We start from the raw sequence: 18,213 nt of genomic DNA, 5'->3' as shown, positions 1-18,213 counted from the left end.
TGGGGCTTACCATCGGCGAGTGACCGTCGAATCGCCCGAGAAACTGGCCGAAGCCCTCGAAACGGTCGGCTATCTCGCCGACGACGGCATCGCCACGGCCGGGTTCCTCGCCGTGGCACTCGGCCGCCCCTTGTTCTGCGAGGGCGAACCGGGTACCGGCAAGACCTCCCTCGCCTTGGGACTGGCCGAAGCGCTCGGCATGCCGCTCATCCGGCTCCAGTGTCACGAGGGGATCGACGCGGCGCAGGCACTGTACGAATGGGATTTCCCCCGTCAGCTGCTGCACCTGCGGGCGCTGGAAGCCGCCGGTGACGGCGGCCTCGACGTCGAAGCCGCCGAACAGTCCCTCTACACCGAACGTTTCCTGCTGTCCCGGCCGCTGCTGAAGGCGTTGCAGACCGCGCCGTGTGTCCTTCTGGTCGACGAGATCGACCGGGCCGACGACGAGTTCGAAGCCTTCCTTCTGCAACTCCTCGACGAGAACGCGGTGACGATCCCCGAGTTCGGCGAGGTGCGCGCCGAGCATCCGCCGCTCGTGGTGCTCACCTCCAACCGGACGAGGGAGGTGCACGACGCGCTGAAACGCCGCTGTCTCTATCACTGGCTCGAACATCCCGACCTGGGCCGCGAGGTCGAGATCCTGCGCCGCAAGATCCCGCGTCTCGGCGAGGCGCTGGCGGCCCAGGTCGCGACCGCGGTGCACCGGCTCCGTGCGATGGAGCTGCTGAAACCGCCCGGGGTGGCGGAATCCCTCGACTGGGCTCAGGCGCTCCTCGCGCTCGGAATGTCCGAATTGGACGCCGCGGCCGCCGCCCGGACCCTCGGTTCGGTGCTCAAGTACAGCGAAGACCTGGACCGGGTCCGGGCCAAGCTGGACAAACTGCTCGCCTGACCCTCAGCGCCGCCGCAGCGACGCGTCGAGCAGCGCGGGCGGGGTGTCGTGTTTCTCCTCCGGGGCGAGGTCGGTGCCCGGGGCGACGATCTCGTCGATCGCGTCGAGGACGTCGGACGGCAGCACCGTGTCCGCGGCGGCGAGCTGCGACTTGAGGTGCTCCAGCGTGCGGGGCCCGATGATCGCGCTCGTCACCCCCGGATGCGCGACGACGAAGCCGAGCGCGAGCTGGATCAGGCTCAGCCCGGCCTGATCGGCGACCTTGGCCAGCCGTTCGACGGCCTCCAGCCGCGCCCGGTTGGCCTGCCGGGTCAGGTCGAAACGCTGCGGCAGGACCGCCGAGCGGTTCGTGGTGATCTCGCGGCCTTCCCGGACCGCGCCGGACAGCCAGCCGGACGCGAGCGGGCTCCACGCCAGCACGCCCATCCCGTACTCCTCGGTCACCGGCAGCACATGCGTTTCGATCCCGCGCTGCAGGATCGAGTAGCTGGGCTGCTCCGTGACGTACCGGCTCAGCCGGTGTTCGCGAGCGGCCCACTGGGCCTGCACGATGCGATACGCGGGGAACGTCGACGAACCGAAGTAGCGGATCTTCCCCGCCCGCTGCAGATCGGTCAGCGCGGACAGGGTTTCCTCGTCGCTGGTCTTCGGGTCCCAGCGATGGATCTGGTAGAGATCGACGTGGTCGACCCCGAGGCGGCGCAGGCTGTTGTCCAGTTCGGTGACCAGCCAGCGGCGTGAAGCGCCCTGGTGGTTGCGCTCCTCGCCCATCGGCATGCTCGCCTTCGTGGCGAGCACGATGTCTTCGCGGCGGCCGGCGATGGCCTTCCCGACCATCTTTTCCGACTCGCCGGCGCTGTACATGTCGGCGGTGTCGATGAGAGTGACGCCGCCCTCCAGCGCGGCGTCGACGATGGCGGTGGCCTCGTCCTGGGTGGTGCGCCCGATCGCGCCGAAGTTCATCGCGCCCAGCGCGAGAGTGCTGACCTGGACACCTGTCCTGCCCAAGGTGCGGTACTGCATGACGATGTCCTCCATGGCAAGATGAGCAAGCGGAACGTTGCTCCGCTAACGATACGGAGCAGTGTTCCGTTTGGCAAGCTCGTGGAGGAGTGCGTGATGAGTGACGAGGGCACCAAGGCCAAACGCGCCGACGCCCGGCGCAACGAGAAGACACTGCTCGACGCCGCCGCCGCCGTCTTCGTCACATCGGGCGTCGAGGCGCCGGTCCGCGACATCGCGGCCAAGGCCGGCGTCGGGATGGGCACGATCTACCGGCATTTCCCGACCAGGGCCGACCTCATCGTCGCCGTCTACCGGCATCAGGTCGACGCGTGCGCCGAAGCCGGGCCGGAGCTGCTGGCGTCGAGCGATTCCCCGTACGAGGCGTTGCGGCGCTGGATCGACCTGTTCGTCGATTTCCTGGTCACCAAACACGGTCTGGCCGCGGTCCTGCAGTCGGACAACGCCGGGTTCGAGACGCTGCACACCTACTTCCTCGACACCCTCCTGCCGGTGTGCGCCCGCTTGCTCGACGCGGCGGCGGAGGCGGGCGAGATCCGCTCCGATCTGGGGGCGCTCGAAGTCATGCGCGGCGTCGGGAACCTCTGCATCGGCGCCGAAAGCGATCCGCGCTACGACGCGCGCAAGATGGTCGAGGTCCTCATCGCGGGCCTCGGGACCTAGGTCCTCTTCGAAGCCGAATACGTGGCGACCGCCCATGGGGCGCGCTACAACTCGGATATGGAACGTACACAGTGTTGTGTGGTGGGGGGCGGTCCGGCGGGGATGGTGCTCGGGCTCCTGCTGGCGCGGGCCGGGGTCGAGGTCACCGTTCTCGAAAAACACAAGGACTTCTTCCGCGATTTCCGCGGTGACACCGTGCATCCGCCGACGTTGATGCTGCTCGACGAACTCGGGCTCGGCGACCGGTTCGCCGAACTCCCGTCGAAACGGCTGGAGAAGATGCGGATGCTGATCGGCGACGCGACGATCGTCGCCGCCGATTTCAGCCGGATCCCCGGGCCGCACAAGTACATCGAGATGGTCCCGCAGTGGGATTTCCTGAACCTGCTCGCCGAAGCGGCCGCCGCCGAACCGGCGTTCACCCTCCGGATGGGCGCGGAGGTGATCGGCCTCCGCGAGGGCGGCGGGGTGCGTTACCGCGATTCCGAAGGCGTGGAACGGGACTTGGCCGCGACGCTCGTGGTCGGCTGCGACGGCCGGGATTCCCTGGTGCGCGCGGAAGCGGGGCTCGTGCCGGAGGAGTACGACGTGCCGATGGACGTGTGGTGGGTCCGCGTGCCCAAATTCAGGGAGACCGGTGAAGCGGCCGAGGTTTTCGGTTGTTTCGCGAACGGCCTCGCCGGGATGACGATGGACCGCGGCGACTACTACCAGACTTCGTACCTGATCAGGAAGGGGCAGGACGAGGCGCTGCGTGCCGAGGGCATCGAGAAGTTCCGCGAACGGATCGGCGGCCTGTTCGGCTGGGGAGAGCGCGAACTCGCCGAGATCCGCGACTGGGACGACGTCAAACTGCTGAAGGTCCGGATGTCCAAGCTCCCGCACTGGTACTCCGAGCGGGTCCTCTGCATCGGCGACGCCGCGCACGCGATGTCGCCCGCCGGCGGGATGGGCGTCAACGTCGCGATCCAGGACGCCGTGGCGGCCGCGAGGATCCTCGCCGGCCCGCTGCTGCGCGGCACGCTGACCGCGCGGGACCTGGGCCGGGTACAGCGCCGCCGGAACTTCGCCGTCACCCTGATCCAGATGCAGCAACTGGGGGAGCACAAGATGCTCATCGAGCCCGCCCTCGACGGGACGCTGAACGAGCGGACCATCCCCCTGGTCCTCCGGATCTCGGACCGGTTCCCGCAGCTCACCGCCCTCGCCGCCTTCTTGGGCGGCGTCGGCCCACTTCGTGAGAAGACCCCGGCCTTCGCCCGCCGCTGACCCGCGTTTCGTCCTCTGGATGCGGTCCTTGCACGCGCAAGGACCGCATCCAGAGGACGAAACGCGCGCACAATGGAGGGGTGAGCGATCCACTGGCGGGCTTCGTCGGCTTCGCGGAGGCATTGCGCGAAGCCGGTTTGCCGTGCGACGCGCACCGGGTGCGGGCGTATCTCGACGCCGTCGGCGCGATCGACCTGGCCGATCCGGAACAGCTGTACTGGGCCGGACGGCTGACGCTGTGCGCGGACCCCGACGACCTCCCGCGCTACGACGCCGCGTTCGACGGCTGGTTCACCGAAAAGGAAACCGGACCGCGGCGGCGAGGCCGCGAGGCGGCCCCGAAGCGGGCCAGGATCGCGACGCTCGCGCACGCGGGCCAGGGCGAATCCGGCGCGGAACCCGACGAGCTCCGCGTGGCGGCGAGCGAGGAAGAGATCCTTCGGCACCGGGACCTCGCCGAACTGAGCGTCGCCGAACGCGCCCACCTGCGGGAACTGCTCGCGAACCTGCGCCCGGCGCTCCCGCCACGGTCGTCGCCGCGCCGTCGCGCGGCCCGGCGGGGCGCTCTCGACCCGTCGCGCACGCTGCGGGCGATGCTGGCCGGAGGCGGCGAGCCCGTGCGCCTGGCGTATCGGCGGCGGAGCACCAAACCGCGCCGCCTCGTCCTCCTGATCGACGTTTCCGGCTCGATGGGGCCGTACGCCGACGCGCTGCTGCGGTTCGCGCACGTCGTCGCCCGGCGCGCTCCCGGCCGGGTCGAGGTGTTCACCCTGGGCACCCGGCTCACCAGGGTCTCCCGCCAGCTCCGGCTGCGCGATCCCGAGCACGCGATGCTCGCCGCGGCCGCCGCGGTCCCCGATTTCGCGGGCGGGACCCGGCTCGGCGAGACCCTCCGGGCGTTCCTCGACCGGTGGGGACAACGCGGCGTGGCCAGGCGATCCGTGGTCACCGTGTTCTCCGACGGCTGGGAACGGGGCGACACCGCCCTGCTCGGCGAGCAGCTCGCCAGGCTGCGGCGGCTCGCGCACGTCGTATTCTGGGTGAATCCGCACGCGGGGCGGGCAGGTTACGCTCCCGTGCAGTCCGGCATCGTGGCCGCGCTCCCGTACCTCGATCGGCTGCTCGCCGGGCATAGTTTGGCCACATTGGAACGACTTCTGGTGGAGATCGCCGATGCGTGACGTACTGGACGAATTGCACCGCCGCTGGGCGGCAGGCGAGACGGTGGGGGTCGGCACGGTGGTGGCGACGTTCTCCTCGGCGCCGCGGAGCCCCGGCGCGGCGATGCTCGTCGCCCCGGACGGCACGGTCACCGGCAGTGTCTCCGGTGGCTGCGTCGAGGGCGCCGTCTACGAACTCGCGCAGCAGGTGGTCGCCGAACGGGCACCTGTGCTGCAGCGCTACGGCGTCTCCGACGACGACGCGTTCGCCGTCGGGCTGACCTGCGGCGGGATCATCGACATCTACGTCCAGCACGTCGACCGCGACTCGATGCCGGAGCTCGGCGACGTCGTCGAATCGGTCCACAGTGGACAGCCGGTCGCCGTGGTCACGGTGATCGAGCACGACCGGGAGGGCATGGTCGGCGAGCACCTGATCGTCTGGCCGGATCGCGTCGCCGGTTCGCTCGGGTCTTCGCGGATGGACGACGCGGTCGTCGACGACGCGCGCGGCATGCTCGCCGGCGGGCGCACCGGCACCCTGCACTACGGGCCGGACGGGCAGCGCCGCGGCGAGGGGATGACGGTCTTCGTCAACTCCTTCGAGCCGCCCGCGCGCCTGCTGGTCTTCGGCGCGATCGACTTCGCGGCCGCGATGGCGAAGATGGGCGCGTACCTCGGCTACCAGGTCACGGTCTGCGACGCGCGGCCCGTGTTCGCGACGAAGAGCCGCTTCCCGGACGCGCACGAGGTCGTCGTCGATTGGCCGCATCGCTATCTCAAGGCGGAGGCCGAAGCGGGCCGGGTCGACGGCCGGACCGCGATCGCCGTGCTCACCCACGACCCGAAGTTCGACGTGCCGCTGCTGGAGGTCGCGTTGCGGCTCGACATCGGTTACGTCGGCGCGATGGGCTCGCGCAAGACCCACGACGACCGGTTCGCGCGGCTGCGCGAAGCCGGGGTCACCGAGGCGGAACTCGAACGGCTGTCTTCGCCGATCGGTCTCGACCTGGGCGCGCGGACCCCCGAGGAGACCGCGGTGTCGATCGCGGCGGAGATCATCGCGCTGCGCTGGAGCGGCTCGGGGTCGCGGCTCGCCGAGCTCAGCGGCCGGATCCACGGCTGACGCCGGGCACCGGCACCGCCTGGCTCGACTTGACCACCTCGAAGGCGGGCAGGGTTTCGAACCGTTTGACGTGCTTGTCGAACAGCCGTCTCGACAGGTACCGGCTCGCCTTGAGATCCGGGGTGAGCAGCACGACGACGTAATCCCACTGCCCGACGATGCTGTAGCAGTGCTGCACACGGGGCTCGGCCAGCATGCGCTCGCGGAAGGCCGTGTGGTGCTTTTCGTCGTCGTCGGTCAGGGCGACCAGGATGACCGAGGTCATCCCCGCGCCGAGCGTCTCCGGATCGAGCACGGCGACCTCGGCGCGGATCACGCCCGCGGCACGCAGCCGGGTCAGTCTCCGCTGCACCGCGCTGGGGGAGAGGCCGACGGCGTCGCCCAAGTCGTGCAGGGGGCGCGCGGCGTCGGCCTGGACGAGGTCGAGCAACAGATGGTCGAGTTCGTCGAGAGCCACGCAAGATTTTTGCACGCGGGCAGGAAAATTTACAATCGGCATGATCGGCTCCCGTCCTAGCTTGAGTGTCATGGACCTGAAGCTGGACCACGTCGCCGAGGCGGCGAAGGTGATCGATCCCGTTTTCCTGAACTCCCCGCAGTACAGCGACGAACAGCTGAACGATCGGCTCGGGCGGCACGTGCTGGTGAAGATCGAAACGCTGAACCCGTTGCGCAGCTTCAAAGGCCGCGGCGCGGACTACTTCGCCGCCGGGCTGGAGCCGGGGACGACGATGGTGTGCGGGACCAGCGGGAACTTCGGGCAGGCCGTCGCGTTCGCCGCGCGGAAGCACGGCCTGCGGGCCGAGGTGTTCGTCCCGGCCGACATCTCCCCGGTCAAGCTGCGGCGGATGAAGACGCTGGGCGCGCGAGTGCGCCGGGTCGAGGGAGAGGCGAAGGACGCCGCGGCCGCCTTCGCCGCCGACGCCCCCGATCGCGTCTTCGTGGTCGACGGACGTGAACCCGCGATCTCCGAAGGCGCGGGCACGATCGGGCTGGAACTGGCGCGGGAGGACAGGATCGACACGGTCGTGCTCCCGGTCGGCGACGGGGCGCTGATCGCCGGGGTCGCGCTGTGGCTGAAGGCGCACACACCGGGCATCCGGATCGTCGGCGTCGGGACCACGTCGGCGCCCGCCATGGAGAAGAGCTGGCTGGCGGGCGAGCCGATCACGGCCGACCGGGCCGACTCGTTCGCCGGCGGTATCTCGATCCGCACGCCGGAACCCGAATCCATCCGGCGGCTGCGGTCGCTCGTGGACGATTTCGTGCTGGTCTCGAACGACGATCTGCGGGCGGCCATGCGGCTCGGCGCGGAAACCCTCGGCGTCCTCCCGGAACCCGCGGGCGCCGCCGGCCTGGCCGCGCTGACCGTGCACGACGTCCCGGGGGACCGCGTCGCCACCGTGATCACCGGTGCGAACGCCACCTGGCCTCGTGAGTGGTGAGGACGGTTCTAACCGTCCTTGCCACTCACGAGTCCGTACCTAAAGGACACTCGCGCTTTCCCCGCACTTGCGTCTCTTTTCCGCTGATGTCAACGCATCTGCGGAGCCGTTCGCGAGTCACCCCCTGGTGGGGGTTGCCCTGGCAGGGGCGACGTAGCACGCTCGACTGTGAGTCCGATCACGGTCGCTCCGGGGTCGGTCCGTGACAACCGAATGACCGGCCGCTCCCGAACGACCCCGGACCAGCGCGGGGTTTCTCTTGCTTTTGGAGGCCTGATGCGCATCACCGTCACCGTCGACGGCACCAGCTACACAGACGACGTCGAGCCCCGCACCCTCCTCGTGCATCATCTGCGCGAACGGCTCGGGAAGGTAGGCACCGTGGTCGGTTGCGACACCAGCAACTGCGGCGCCTGCACCGTCCACCTCGACGGGCACAGCGTGAAATCCTGTTCGGTGCTCGCGGTCCAGGCCGACGGCTGCGAGGTCACCACGATCGAGGGACTCGCCCGCGACGGCGAACTCCACCCGGTGCAGAAGGCCTTCCACGAGAATCACGCGCTCCAGTGCGGTTTCTGCACTCCCGGCATGATCATGCAGTCGATCGATCTGCTCGCCGACAATCCCGATCCGGACGAGAAGGCGGTCCGCGAAGGACTCGAAGGCAACCTGTGCCGGTGCACGGGCTATCAGAACATCGTCCGCGCGGTCCGCGACGCCGCCCACGAGATGCGGCCCGGCGCCGGTCCCGAGGCCGAGAGGCTCGCCTCGGACACCGCCTCCCGTGTCGGCGCGGGTGGTGAGTGATGACCTCCACGATCGAACCGGAGGTCGGCAAGTCCCGCCGCCGCAAGGAGGACGAGCGCCTCATCACCGGCAGGACCCGCTGGACCGACAACCTGACCCTGCCCGGCATGCTGCATCTCGCGGTGCTCCGCAGCCCGTTCGCGCACGCCAAGATCGTCTCGATCGACGTCACGGAGGCGAAATCCGCGCCCGGTGTGGTCGCGGTCTTCACCGGGAAGGACCTCGACCCCGAGGGCGCCATCGGCATGCCGTGCGCGTGGCCGATCACGCCGGACATGAAGTCGCCGCGGCGGCCCATCCTCGCCTCGGACACGGTGAACTTCGCCGGTGAGGGTGTCGCGGTGGTCGTCGCCCGCACTTCGGCCGAAGCGCACGACGCGCTCGAAGCGATCGACGTCGACTACGACGAGCTGCCGGTCGTCCTCGGCCTGGAGAACGCGCTCGCCGAGGGCGCGCCGCTGGTGCACGAGGAGCTCGGCACCAACCAGAACGCGGTCTGGGTCTTCGATTCCGCCGACGCGGGAACGGGTTCCAGCGTCGAAGACGCGATCTCGAATTCCGAGGTCGTGCTCAAACGGCGGTTCCGTCAGCAGCGCCTGGTGCCGGCGTTCATGGAACCGCGGGCGTGCGTCGTGGACCCGACGGGCAACCAGCTGGTCATGTGGTCGGCCACCCAGGTCCCGCACATCCTCAAGACGATGACCGCGGCCACGCTCGGGCTCCCCGAGCACAAGGTGCGGGTGATCGCGCCGGACGTCGGCGGCGGGTTCGGCGGCAAGATCGCCGTGCTGCCCGAAGAGATGATGGCGACGCTCATCGCGCGGCGGCTCGGCAAACCGGTGAAGTGGACCGAGTCCCGTTCGGAGACGATGGTCGCCGCGCACCACGGCCGCGACCAGATCCAGGACCTCACCATCACCGCGAACCGCGACGGCACGGTGACCGGCCTCAAGGTCGAACTGCTCGCCGACATGGGCGCGTATCTCGGCCTCGTCGGCCCCGGCGTGCCGATCCTCGGCGCGTTCATGTTCAACGCGATCTACAAGTTCCCGGCGTACCACTTCGCCTGCACCAACGTGTTCACCAACACCACGCTCACCGACGCCTATCGCGGCGCCGGGCGGCCGGAGGCCACGTTCGGGATCGAGCGGATGATGGACGAGCTCGCCGTCGAGCTGGGCATGGACCCGATGGAGATCCGCGAGAAGAACTGGATCAAGCACGAGGAGTTCCCGTTCACCACGATCGCCGGGCTGACCTACGACTCGGGTAACTACGAGGCCGCCACCGCCAAGGCCAAGGAACTCTTCGACTACGACGGCCTCCGCCGCGAGCAGAAGGAACGGCGGGAATCGGGCGACCCGGTGCAGCTCGGCATCGGCATCTCGACGTTCACCGAGATGTGCGGTCTCGCGCCGTCGCGGGTGCTCGGCTCGCTGGATTACGCGGCGGGCGGCTGGGAGCACGCGGAGATCCGGGTGCTGCCCACCGGCAAGATCGAGGTCATCACCGGCGCCTCCGCGCACGGACAGGGCCACGAGACGGCGTGGAGCCAGATCGTCGCCGACAAACTCGGCGTCCCGTTCGAGGACATCGAGGTCATCCACGGCGACACCCAGTCCTCGCACAAGGGCATGGACACCTACGGCTCCCGGTCGCTGGTGGTCGGCGGGATCGCGGTGGTCAAGGCGGCGGACAAGGTGCTCGCCAAGGCCAAGCCGATCGCGGCGCATCTGATGGAGTGCTCCGAGGACGACCTCGAATTCTCCGCGGGCAAGTTCTCGGTCAAGGGCACGGATTCCTCGACGTCCATCCAGGACATCGCGTGGGCCGTGTTCTCGGCGCACAACCTGCCGGACGGCGTCGAGCCCTCACTGGACTCGTCGGACACGTTCGATCCGGAGAACTTCTCCTTCCCGCACGGCACACATCTCTGCGCGGCCGAGGTCGACACGGAGACCGGACGCGTGCGGTTGCGCTCCTACGTCTGCGTCGACGACGTCGGTGTCGCGGTCAATCCGCTGATCGTCGAAGGCCAGGTGCACGGCGGGCTCGCGCAGGGCATCGCGCAGGCGTTGTTCGAAGAGGCCGTCCACGACGAAGGCGGCACCCTGACCACCGGGACGTTCGCCGACTACCTGCTCCCGTCGGCGGCGGATCTGCCCAGTTTCACCACCGACCGCACCGAGACCCCGTCGACGACGAACCCGTTGGGCGCCAAGGGAGTCGGGGAGGCGGGCACGATCGCCTCGACCCCGGCCGTGGTCAACGCCGTGGTCGACGCCGTCCGGCATTTCGGGGTGAACGACATCGAAATGCCGCTGACCCCGATGCGGGTCTGGCACGCCATCCAGCACGGGTCGGCCGCCGCGGGCGGGCTGGGCTCGGAAGCCGGTGGCGGTCTCGGTTCGCTCGAAGCCACCGGAGGTGCCCAGTGATCCCGGCCCCGTTCGACTACGTCGCTCCGTCCACAGTGGACGAGGCGGTCACCGCGCTCGCCGAAGCCGGTGAGGACGCCAAGGTGCTGGCAGGCGGGCAGAGCCTGCTGCCGGTGCTGCGGATGCGGCTCGCCACCCCGACCACGCTGGTCGACCTCGGGAAGGTCGCCGAGCTGCGCGGGATCCGTGAGGACGGAGACGCGCTGGTGATCGGCTCGATGACCACGCATTACGACGTCCAGCGGGACGCGATGGTCGCCGAGCACGCCGCGTTGCTCAAGGCCGCCACCGACACGGTCGCCGATCCGCAGATCCGCCATCGCGGCACGTTCGGCGGCGCCATCGCGCACGCCGATCCCGCCGGTGACCTGCTCGCGCCCGTGCTCGCGCTCGGCTGCGAACTCGTCGTCGCCGGGCCGGGCGGGCGGCGGACGGTGGCCGCGGCGGACTTCTTCCAGGACATGTTCACCACCGCGCTGGCGGCGGACGAGCTGCTCGTCGAGGTCCGGGTGCCGAAGCACACCGGCTGGCACGCCCACTACGAGAAGTTCAACCGGGTCGCGCAGGCGTGGTCGATGGTCGCGGTCGCGGCCTGCGTCCGCACCGAGGCGGGCACCATCGAGGAGGCGCGGGTCGCGCTCACCAACATGGGCTCGACGCCGGTGCGGGCGGCCGGGGTCGAGGAGGCGCTGGTCGGCTGCGCGGCCACCGCCGAGGCGATCCGCGGCGCGGCCGAACGCGCGGCCGAGGGCACGAACCCCACGGCCGACGGCAATTCCGACGTCGAATACCGGCAGCACCTCGCGCGGGTGCTCACCGGCCGCGCGGTCCTCGCCGCCGCGGGTAGCTGAGTCAGAAGGGAGGTCGGCCCGTGCGGCTCGACCACGAATTCACCGTTCCCGCCCCGGTCGGCGAGGTCTGGAAGGCCGTCGTCGACCCGGAACGGGTGGCGCCGTGCATGCCGGGCGCCACCGTCACCGAAGTCGACGGGGACGCCTTCAAAGGCACGGTGAAGGTCAAGCTCGGGCCGATCTCCCTGCTCTACAAGGGAACCGGCCATTTCGTCGAGAAGGACGCCGACGCGAAGAAAGTGGTGATCAAGGCCGCAGGCAAAGACGCGCGAGGGGCGGGCACGGCGTCGGCGACGGTGACGCTCACCCTGACCGAGAAGGACGGCGTCACCCATGGCGCCGTCGCCACCGACCTGGCGGTCACCGGTAAGCCGGCGCAGTTCGGGCGGGGGATGATCTCCGAGGTCGGCGGCAAGATCCTCGACTCGTTCGCGGAGTGCCTGTCCGGAAAACTCGGCACTCCCGAACCCGAGAAGCCCCAGGAACGCCCGCCGTTGCAAGCGGTCAAGCCGGTGACGGAGGGCGAAGCCATCGACCTGATGGAGTACGCGGGCGAATCCGTGGTCAAACGGGTGGCTCCGGTGCTGGTGGTGCTCGCCGGGGTGCTCCTCGTCGTCGCCATCGTGCGGGCTGTGACGCAGCGGACGAAATAGCTGCTTCCGGGAGCCGTTGAACCCGGTATGAAGGCGGATCACGAAGTCGACGTGGCGGTGATCGGGGCGGGCCAGGCCGGTCTGTCGGCGGCGTATCACCTGCGCCGCGCGGGATTCGCCAACGAGGCGGGTTTCGTCGTGCTCGACCACGGCAAACGGCCTGGCGGCGCGTGGCAGTACCGCTGGCCTTCGCTGATCGTCGAGAGGGTGCACGGCTTCTACGACCTCCCCGGGATGGCCTTCGGCACCCCGGATCCGAAGCTGCCCGCCGCCGACGTCGTCTCCGAGTACTTCGGCCGCTTCGAACGTACCTACGACCTCCCGGTCCATCGTCCGGTCGATGTCTTGTCGGTCAGCGCCGAGGACGATCGGCTGGTCGTGGCGAGCGCGACGGAGACCTGGGCCGCGCGGGCGGTGATCAGCGCGACCGGCACCTGGGACCGGCCGTTCTGGCCGCACTATCCCGGGCAGGAGACCTTCCGCGGCCGCCAGCTGCACACCGCCGACTACACCGGCGCCGGGGACTTCCGCGGGAAGCGGGTCGTCGTGGTCGGCGGTGGTTCGTCGGCCGTCCAGCTGCTGCTGGAGATCGCGCCGTTCGCGCGCTCGACCCGCTGGGTGACCCGGCGCCCGCCGGTGTGGCGCGAAGAGCCCTTCAGCGAGGACTGGGGTCGTGAGGCCGTCGCGAAGGTCGACCGTCGCGTCCGCCAGGGCCTGCCGCCGGAAAGCGTCGTCAGCGTGACCGATCTGGCCGTGACCCCCGAAGTACGCGCGGGGCTGGACGCCGGCATCCTCGACCGCCGCCCGATGTTCCACCGGATCACGCCGGACGGTGTGGAGTGGGCGGACGGCACCTTCGAGCCCGCCGACGTCATCCTGTGGGCCACCGGGTTCCGCGCCGCGATCGACCATCTCGCGCCGCTGCGGCTGCGTGCCGCCGGGGGCGGGATCCGGATGGACGGCACCCGCGTCGTCGCCGAACCGCGGCTGCACCTGGTCGGCTACGGGCCGTCCGCCAGCACCGTCGGCGCGAACCGGGCGGGCCGCGCGGCCGTCACCGAGATCCGGCGCCTGCTCGGACGCTGAGGCCGTCGAGGATCGCGGCCAGGCCGGTGGGCCGCCGGAAGAATCCGGCGTGGCTGCTCGCGAGGTCGTGGACGTCGAACGGGTTGTCCGGCGTGAGCGCGTCGCCCTCGGCGATGTAGAGGTCTTGCGCGGCGAGCGGCATCGACCGGTCTTCGGTCAGCCGGACGAACGTGCGCGGGATCAGGCCCCAGGAGTCCTTGTCCGCGCGAAGATCCCATTCCTGCCCGGTCAGCCAGAACACCTCGTCCGGCTGGCTCGTGACGACGACCTGGAGATACTCCTCCTCGGTGAGTTCGGCGGCGATGGCCTTCCGCAGCGCGTCGCGCTGGGCCCGGTCGGCGCCACGCCAATTGACCCGGACGAACCCCTGTCGCGACGGGTCGCCGACGAGAAGCGGGGCTGTCGCGGGGAAGAGCGCCGACGTCGACCACACGGGCAGCGCCGGGTACTCGCCGGGCGCGCGGTCCACCGGGCACTGGGCGGCGATGTAGACGACCCGGTCGATCAGTTCGGGGATCGCGTTGGCGGCGGCGGTCACCGGGAGCCCGCCGAAACTGTGCGCGACGAGGTAGACCGGCCCGTGGTGACGCACCCGCTGGACCGCCTCGACGACCGGCCGGACGAAGTCCTCCCCGGTCAGGCCGCTCATCACCGACGGCTCGGCCGCGAAGGTTTCGAGGTCCTGTTCGTGATAGGCCCTGGTGAATCCCGCGCCCCGGCCGGGCAGGTCGACCGCGAACGTCCGATGCCCCCTGGCCGCCATTTCCCGCTGAGTGGCCGACCAGGAATGCGCCGAGCTCCCCGAACCGTGCACGAAGACGAAAGTGGGAATCATGCGTTCGATTGTGGCGGAATCGAGCGCACGAAAGAGAGCGGTCGCCCCAAAGGGTGGCAAAGAAGGAACGGCCGTGCGTTCTCGTTCAGCGGCCGGTATCTCGCGAAGACCGCGTCACTCCTTTGGCAAGGGAAACGAAACCCACGGAATTCGTACTGGGGGATGGCCATGCCACCGATCGACAACCTCGCACCGCCGCATAGTGTCCGTTCCGGCACCTGCCTCACCGATCTGCTCGGGTACTGGTCGGCCATGCGGCCGGAGGCGGTCGCCGTCGTCGACGGCGACCGGGAAACGACCTTTCGCGAACTCGAAGAAACGAGCACGGCACTCGCCGCGTATCTCGCGGATCTGGGAATAGGCGCGGACGACACCGTCGGCCTGCACGTCGAGCCCTCCGCGGACCTGATGACCGGCGCGTGGGGCATTCTCGCCTCCGGGGCCGCTTATCTGCCGTTGTCCCCGGAATATCCGGAAGACCGGCTGCGGTACATGCTCGAAGACAGCGGCACCGGCGTCGTCGTCACTCAGCCGCACCTCGCCGGACGCCTGGCCGGGCTGGTGCCCGCCGGGACACGGCTCGTCTCGGTGACCGACTGCGGTGCGACCGGAGAAGCGCCGCGCGGCCCTCGGCCGGACTCGCTCGCGTACGTCATCTACACCTCCGGCAGCACCGGGAAACCGAAGGGCGTGATGATCGAGCATCACAGTGTCGTGTCGCAGCTGCGCTGGTTGCAGGCCTGCGGTCACCTGGATCCGAGCGTCACGGTGCTGCAGAAGACACCGATGAGCTTCGACGCCGCGCAATGGGAGATCCTCGCGCCCGCCGCCGGCGCCCGCGTGGTGATGAGCGCGCCCGGGAGTTTCCGGGATCCCGAAGCCCTGATCGACACGGTGGTGAAGCACGGCGTCACGACTTTGCAGTGCGTCCCGACACTGCTGCAGGCGCTGCTCGACACCGAGCGCTTCTCGACCTGCGCCACGCTGCGGAAACTGTTCTCCGGAGGCGAGGCGCTCTCCCGGCGGCTGGCCAAGGAGATCGCCGGTGAGCTGCCGTCGGCACGGCTGATCAACCTCTACGGGCCGACAGAGTGCACGATCAACGCGACCGCCCACGTCGTCGATCCGGAAACGATCGGCGAGAGCGCCGGAACGGTCCCGATCGGCGTGCCGGTCGACAACACCCAGTGCTTCGTGCTCGACGCCGCCTTGTCCCCGGTCGACATCGGGGAGACGGGTGAGCTGTACATCGGCGGTGTGCAGCTCGCGCGGGGCTACCTGAACCGGCCGGAGCAGACGGCCGAGAAGTTCGTGCCGAACCCGTTCGTGCCGACCGGGCGGCTGTACCGCACCGGTGACCTCGTCCAGTGGAACCCGGACGGCACCCTCCAGTTCGCCGGCCGCGCCGACAACCAGGTCAAACTGCGCGGCTACCGCGTCGAGCTGGACGAGATCGCGGTAGCGATCGAGGAGCACACGTGGGTGCGCCGGGCCGCCGCGGTGGTGACCGACGACGCGCGGACCGGCTCGAAGGCTCTCGTCGCCTGCGTGGAGCTGAATCCGCGCGAAGCCGCGGTGATGGATCAGGGCAACCACGGCGGGCATCACCAGTCGAAGGCCAGCAAACTGCAGGTCAAGGCGCAGCTGTCGAATCCCGGCGTCCGCGACCTCGCCGATCGCCCCGCCGTCGCGTTGCCGGGTAAGCGGGAAACCGCTCTTCAGCGGCGGGAAGTGTTCGCCCGCAAGACGTATCGCTACTACGAGGGAGGCGAGGTCACCCGCGACGACCTCGCCGCGCTCCTGACACCGGGGCCGGTTCGCACGTGTTCGCGCGAACCCGGCGAACTCGCGTTCGCCGAACTGGGTGAGCTGTTGCGGTGGTTCGGCCGGTTCCGCAGCGACGAGCGGCTGCTGCCGAAGTACGCGTACGCGTCGCCGGGCGCGCTGTACGCGACGCAGCTGTACCTGGAGACCAGCGGTCTCGACGGCCTCGGCGCCGGGCTGTACTACTACCACCCCCTCGACCACAAGCTGGTCCGGATCGGCGCGAACATCGCTGATGGCCACTCGGTGCACTTCATCGGCCGCACCGGTGCCATCGAACCGGTCTACAAGAACAACATCCGCGAGGTCCTCGAATTCGAGACGGGCCATATGGTCGGGGTGTTCGAGGAGATCCTGCCCGGATACGGCCTCACGATCAGCCCGGCGGCGTCCGATCCCGCGGTCTCCGCGCGGGCGGGTGCCGCGGCCGAAGACCACTACCTCGGTACGTTCTCCTTGCACGCCGACGAAGGCGAGCGCCGGTGGGACGACATCGAACTGTTCGTGCAGGCTCATCCGGGCCGCGTCGAGGGCCTGCCCGCCGGTACCTACCGCTGGCGCGATGGGGACTTCGAACGGATCTCCGGCGACCTGATCGAGGCCAAACACGTGATCGCGATCAACCAGCAGGTGTACGGGCGCGCCGCCTTCGGTATCACCGCGGTGAGCCGCACGGCCGACGAGCGGCTGGCGTACATCGGCCTCGGCGCGAAGCTGCATCACTTGCAGCGCAACGATTCGGGGTTCGGTTTCATGTCGTCGGGCTACAGCTCGAAGAGCGGCCATCCACTGCCCGCCGCCCGGCGGGTCGACGACATCCTCGCCGGGCAAGGGATCGCCCCGGGGCCGTCGTACTTCTTCCTCGGCGGCAAGGTGAGCCCGGAGCAGGTGCTCAGCGAGGGCATGCGCGAAGACGCCGTGCACATGAAGGGCCCGGCCGAGCTCATCCGCGACGAACTCGCGAGCATCCTGCCCGACTACATGATCCCGAACCGGGTGCTGGTGCTGGACACATTGCCGTTGACCGCCAACGGAAAGGTCGACGCGCACGCGCTGGCGGAGACCGACGCCGTCCGCTCCGCGAGCGGGGGCGCGCCGTACGTCGCTCCTTCGACGAGCCATGAATGCTGGCTGGCCGGGGTGTGGGGCAAGGCACTGAACTACGACGACGTCTCGGCGCGCGACGACTTCTTCGCCGCGGGCGGCAACTCGCTGACCGCGGTCTCCCTGGTGAACCGGATCAATCGCGAGTACGGCACCCGGCTGCCGCTGCAGGTCGTCTTCGAATGCCCGAAGCTGGCCGACCTGGCTGCCCGTATCGGCGAGGACTCCGCCGAGCCGTCGTCACGGCTGGTCCCGTTGGCGACCGGCGGTGGCCACCCGGTGTTCTGCTGGCCCGGCCTCGGCGGCTATCCGATGAACCTGCGGTCGCTCGCTTCGGAAAGCGGCCTGGGGCGGCCCTTCTACGGCGTGCAGGCCCACGGGATCAACGCCGGCGAGACGCCGTACGCCACCGTCGAGGAGATGGCGAAGGCCGACGTCGCCGAGATCCGGCGCGTCCAGCCGGAGGGGCCGTACACGCTGTGGGGCTACTCGTTCGGCGCGCGGGTGGCGTTCGAAACGGCGTGGCAACTGGAACAGCAGGGGCAGCGGGTGGCCGATCTGCTGCTGATCTGCCCGGGCAATCCCCGGGTCGAGGGCGGCGGGGAGCGGGTGGCGAGCTACTCGAACCCGGCGTACCTGACGATCCTGCTGTCGGTCTTCCTCGGATCGATCTCCGGGCCGGAAACGGTGGCCTGCCGGGAAACCGTTCGCGACGAAGACGGCTTCGTGGCCTTCGTGGCGAAGCTGCTGCCCACACTCGGCGAGCCGCTGATCCGGCGGATCGTCCGGATCGTCGAGGAGACCTACGAGTTCGACTACACCTTCCGTGAACTCGCGCGGCGGCAGATCGCGGCGCGGGTGACGCTGTTCAAGGCCGACGGCGACGACTACTCGTTCGTCGAGAACAGCTCCGGGTACTCGGCCACGCCCCCGGAGGTGGTGACGCTCGAAGGCGATCACTACAGCGTCCTCAAGGAGAACGGGGTCGCCGAACTGGTTTCGGCGATCCGTGCCCGGCTGAGCTAAGGAGAAGCGCC

Annotated in this window: 15 protein-coding genes; 12 read left to right on the top strand and 3 right to left on the bottom strand. The window is 69.6% G+C overall.

Going from position 1 to position 18,213, the window contains the following annotated elements:
- The first annotated feature begins 19 nt into the window (after window positions 1-19).
- A complete protein-coding gene (locus tag MJQ72_RS29410) occupies window positions 20-892 on the top strand; it encodes a MoxR family ATPase (protein WP_240594319.1) in 873 nt (290 codons plus the stop codon).
- Between the two features lie 3 nt (window positions 893-895).
- On the opposite strand, the gene MJQ72_RS29405 is transcribed toward MJQ72_RS29410, so the two are convergent.
- The gene (locus MJQ72_RS29405) at window positions 896-1,915 is read right to left on the bottom strand and encodes an aldo/keto reductase (protein WP_240601448.1); all 1,020 of its coding nucleotides are present in this window, start codon (window positions 1,913-1,915) and stop codon (window positions 896-898) included.
- Window positions 1,916-2,011: 96 nt separating this feature from the next.
- Between MJQ72_RS29405 and MJQ72_RS29400 the strand changes: the two genes are divergently transcribed.
- From MJQ72_RS29400 to MJQ72_RS29385, 4 genes are all read left to right on the top strand, one after another.
- Window positions 2,012-2,578: a TetR/AcrR family transcriptional regulator gene (locus MJQ72_RS29400; protein ID WP_240594318.1), complete on the top strand. Its 567-nt coding sequence runs from the start codon at window positions 2,012-2,014 to the stop codon at window positions 2,576-2,578.
- A gap of 57 nt (window positions 2,579-2,635) precedes the next feature.
- Complete coding sequence (locus tag MJQ72_RS29395; protein WP_240594317.1) at window positions 2,636-3,847, top strand: FAD-dependent oxidoreductase; 1,212 nt, start codon at window positions 2,636-2,638, stop codon at window positions 3,845-3,847.
- 80 nt (window positions 3,848-3,927) lie between these two features.
- A complete protein-coding gene (locus tag MJQ72_RS29390) occupies window positions 3,928-5,028 on the top strand; it encodes a VWA domain-containing protein (protein WP_240594316.1) in 1,101 nt (366 codons plus the stop codon).
- The gene (locus MJQ72_RS29385) at window positions 5,021-6,133 is read left to right on the top strand and encodes an XdhC/CoxI family protein (RefSeq protein ID WP_240594315.1); all 1,113 of its coding nucleotides are present in this window, start codon (window positions 5,021-5,023) and stop codon (window positions 6,131-6,133) included. The genes MJQ72_RS29390 and MJQ72_RS29385 overlap by 8 nt, the downstream gene beginning before the upstream one ends.
- Here MJQ72_RS29385 and MJQ72_RS29380 read toward each other — a convergent pair.
- On the bottom strand, window positions 6,111-6,590 hold the full coding sequence (locus MJQ72_RS29380; RefSeq protein ID WP_240594314.1) for an Lrp/AsnC family transcriptional regulator: 480 nt from the start codon (window positions 6,588-6,590) through the stop codon (window positions 6,111-6,113). The two genes, MJQ72_RS29385 and MJQ72_RS29380, sit on opposite strands and share 23 nt — an antisense overlap.
- A 70-nt stretch (window positions 6,591-6,660) precedes the next feature.
- On the opposite strand from MJQ72_RS29380, the gene MJQ72_RS29375 reads away from it, so the two are divergent.
- The 6 genes from MJQ72_RS29375 to MJQ72_RS29350 all read left to right on the top strand — a co-directional run bounded on the left by MJQ72_RS29375 (window position 6,661) and on the right by MJQ72_RS29350 (window position 13,413).
- Complete coding sequence (locus tag MJQ72_RS29375; RefSeq protein WP_240594313.1) at window positions 6,661-7,578, top strand: threonine/serine dehydratase; 918 nt, start codon at window positions 6,661-6,663, stop codon at window positions 7,576-7,578.
- Window positions 7,579-7,854: 276 nt separating this feature from the next.
- Window positions 7,855-8,385, top strand: coding sequence for a (2Fe-2S)-binding protein (locus MJQ72_RS29370; protein ID WP_016336316.1), 531 nt, complete (start codon window positions 7,855-7,857; stop codon window positions 8,383-8,385).
- Window positions 8,385-10,823 carry a xanthine dehydrogenase family protein molybdopterin-binding subunit gene (locus MJQ72_RS29365; protein ID WP_240594312.1) on the top strand — a complete coding sequence of 813 codons (2,439 nt, stop codon included), beginning with the start codon at window positions 8,385-8,387 and terminating at the stop codon, window positions 10,821-10,823. The genes MJQ72_RS29370 and MJQ72_RS29365 overlap by 1 nt, the downstream gene beginning before the upstream one ends.
- Window positions 10,820-11,674, top strand: a complete 855-nt coding sequence (locus MJQ72_RS29360; protein WP_240594311.1) for a xanthine dehydrogenase family protein subunit M — start codon at window positions 10,820-10,822, stop codon at window positions 11,672-11,674. The genes MJQ72_RS29365 and MJQ72_RS29360 overlap by 4 nt, the downstream gene beginning before the upstream one ends.
- Before the next feature lie 20 nt (window positions 11,675-11,694).
- The gene (locus MJQ72_RS29355; RefSeq protein ID WP_240594310.1) at window positions 11,695-12,327 is read left to right on the top strand and encodes an SRPBCC family protein; all 633 of its coding nucleotides are present in this window, start codon (window positions 11,695-11,697) and stop codon (window positions 12,325-12,327) included.
- Between the two features lie 27 nt (window positions 12,328-12,354).
- Complete coding sequence (locus MJQ72_RS29350; protein ID WP_240594309.1) at window positions 12,355-13,413, top strand: NAD(P)-binding domain-containing protein; 1,059 nt, start codon at window positions 12,355-12,357, stop codon at window positions 13,411-13,413.
- Here MJQ72_RS29350 and MJQ72_RS29345 read toward each other — a convergent pair.
- A complete protein-coding gene (locus MJQ72_RS29345) occupies window positions 13,382-14,248 on the bottom strand; it encodes an alpha/beta hydrolase (protein WP_240594308.1) in 867 nt (288 codons plus the stop codon). The two genes, MJQ72_RS29350 and MJQ72_RS29345, sit on opposite strands and share 32 nt — an antisense overlap.
- 168 nt (window positions 14,249-14,416) lie before the next feature.
- Between MJQ72_RS29345 and MJQ72_RS29340 the strand changes: the two genes are divergently transcribed.
- The gene (locus tag MJQ72_RS29340; protein WP_240594307.1) at window positions 14,417-18,202 is read left to right on the top strand and encodes an amino acid adenylation domain-containing protein; all 3,786 of its coding nucleotides are present in this window, start codon (window positions 14,417-14,419) and stop codon (window positions 18,200-18,202) included.
- Window positions 18,203-18,213: the final 11 nt, after the last annotated feature.

The organism is Amycolatopsis sp. EV170708-02-1, assembly GCF_022479115.1.
In the GTDB taxonomy this organism is placed as follows: domain Bacteria; phylum Actinomycetota; class Actinomycetes; order Mycobacteriales; family Pseudonocardiaceae; genus Amycolatopsis.
Note: the sequence above shows the minus strand (reverse complement) of the source record. Positions and strands in the feature narration are given on the sequence as shown.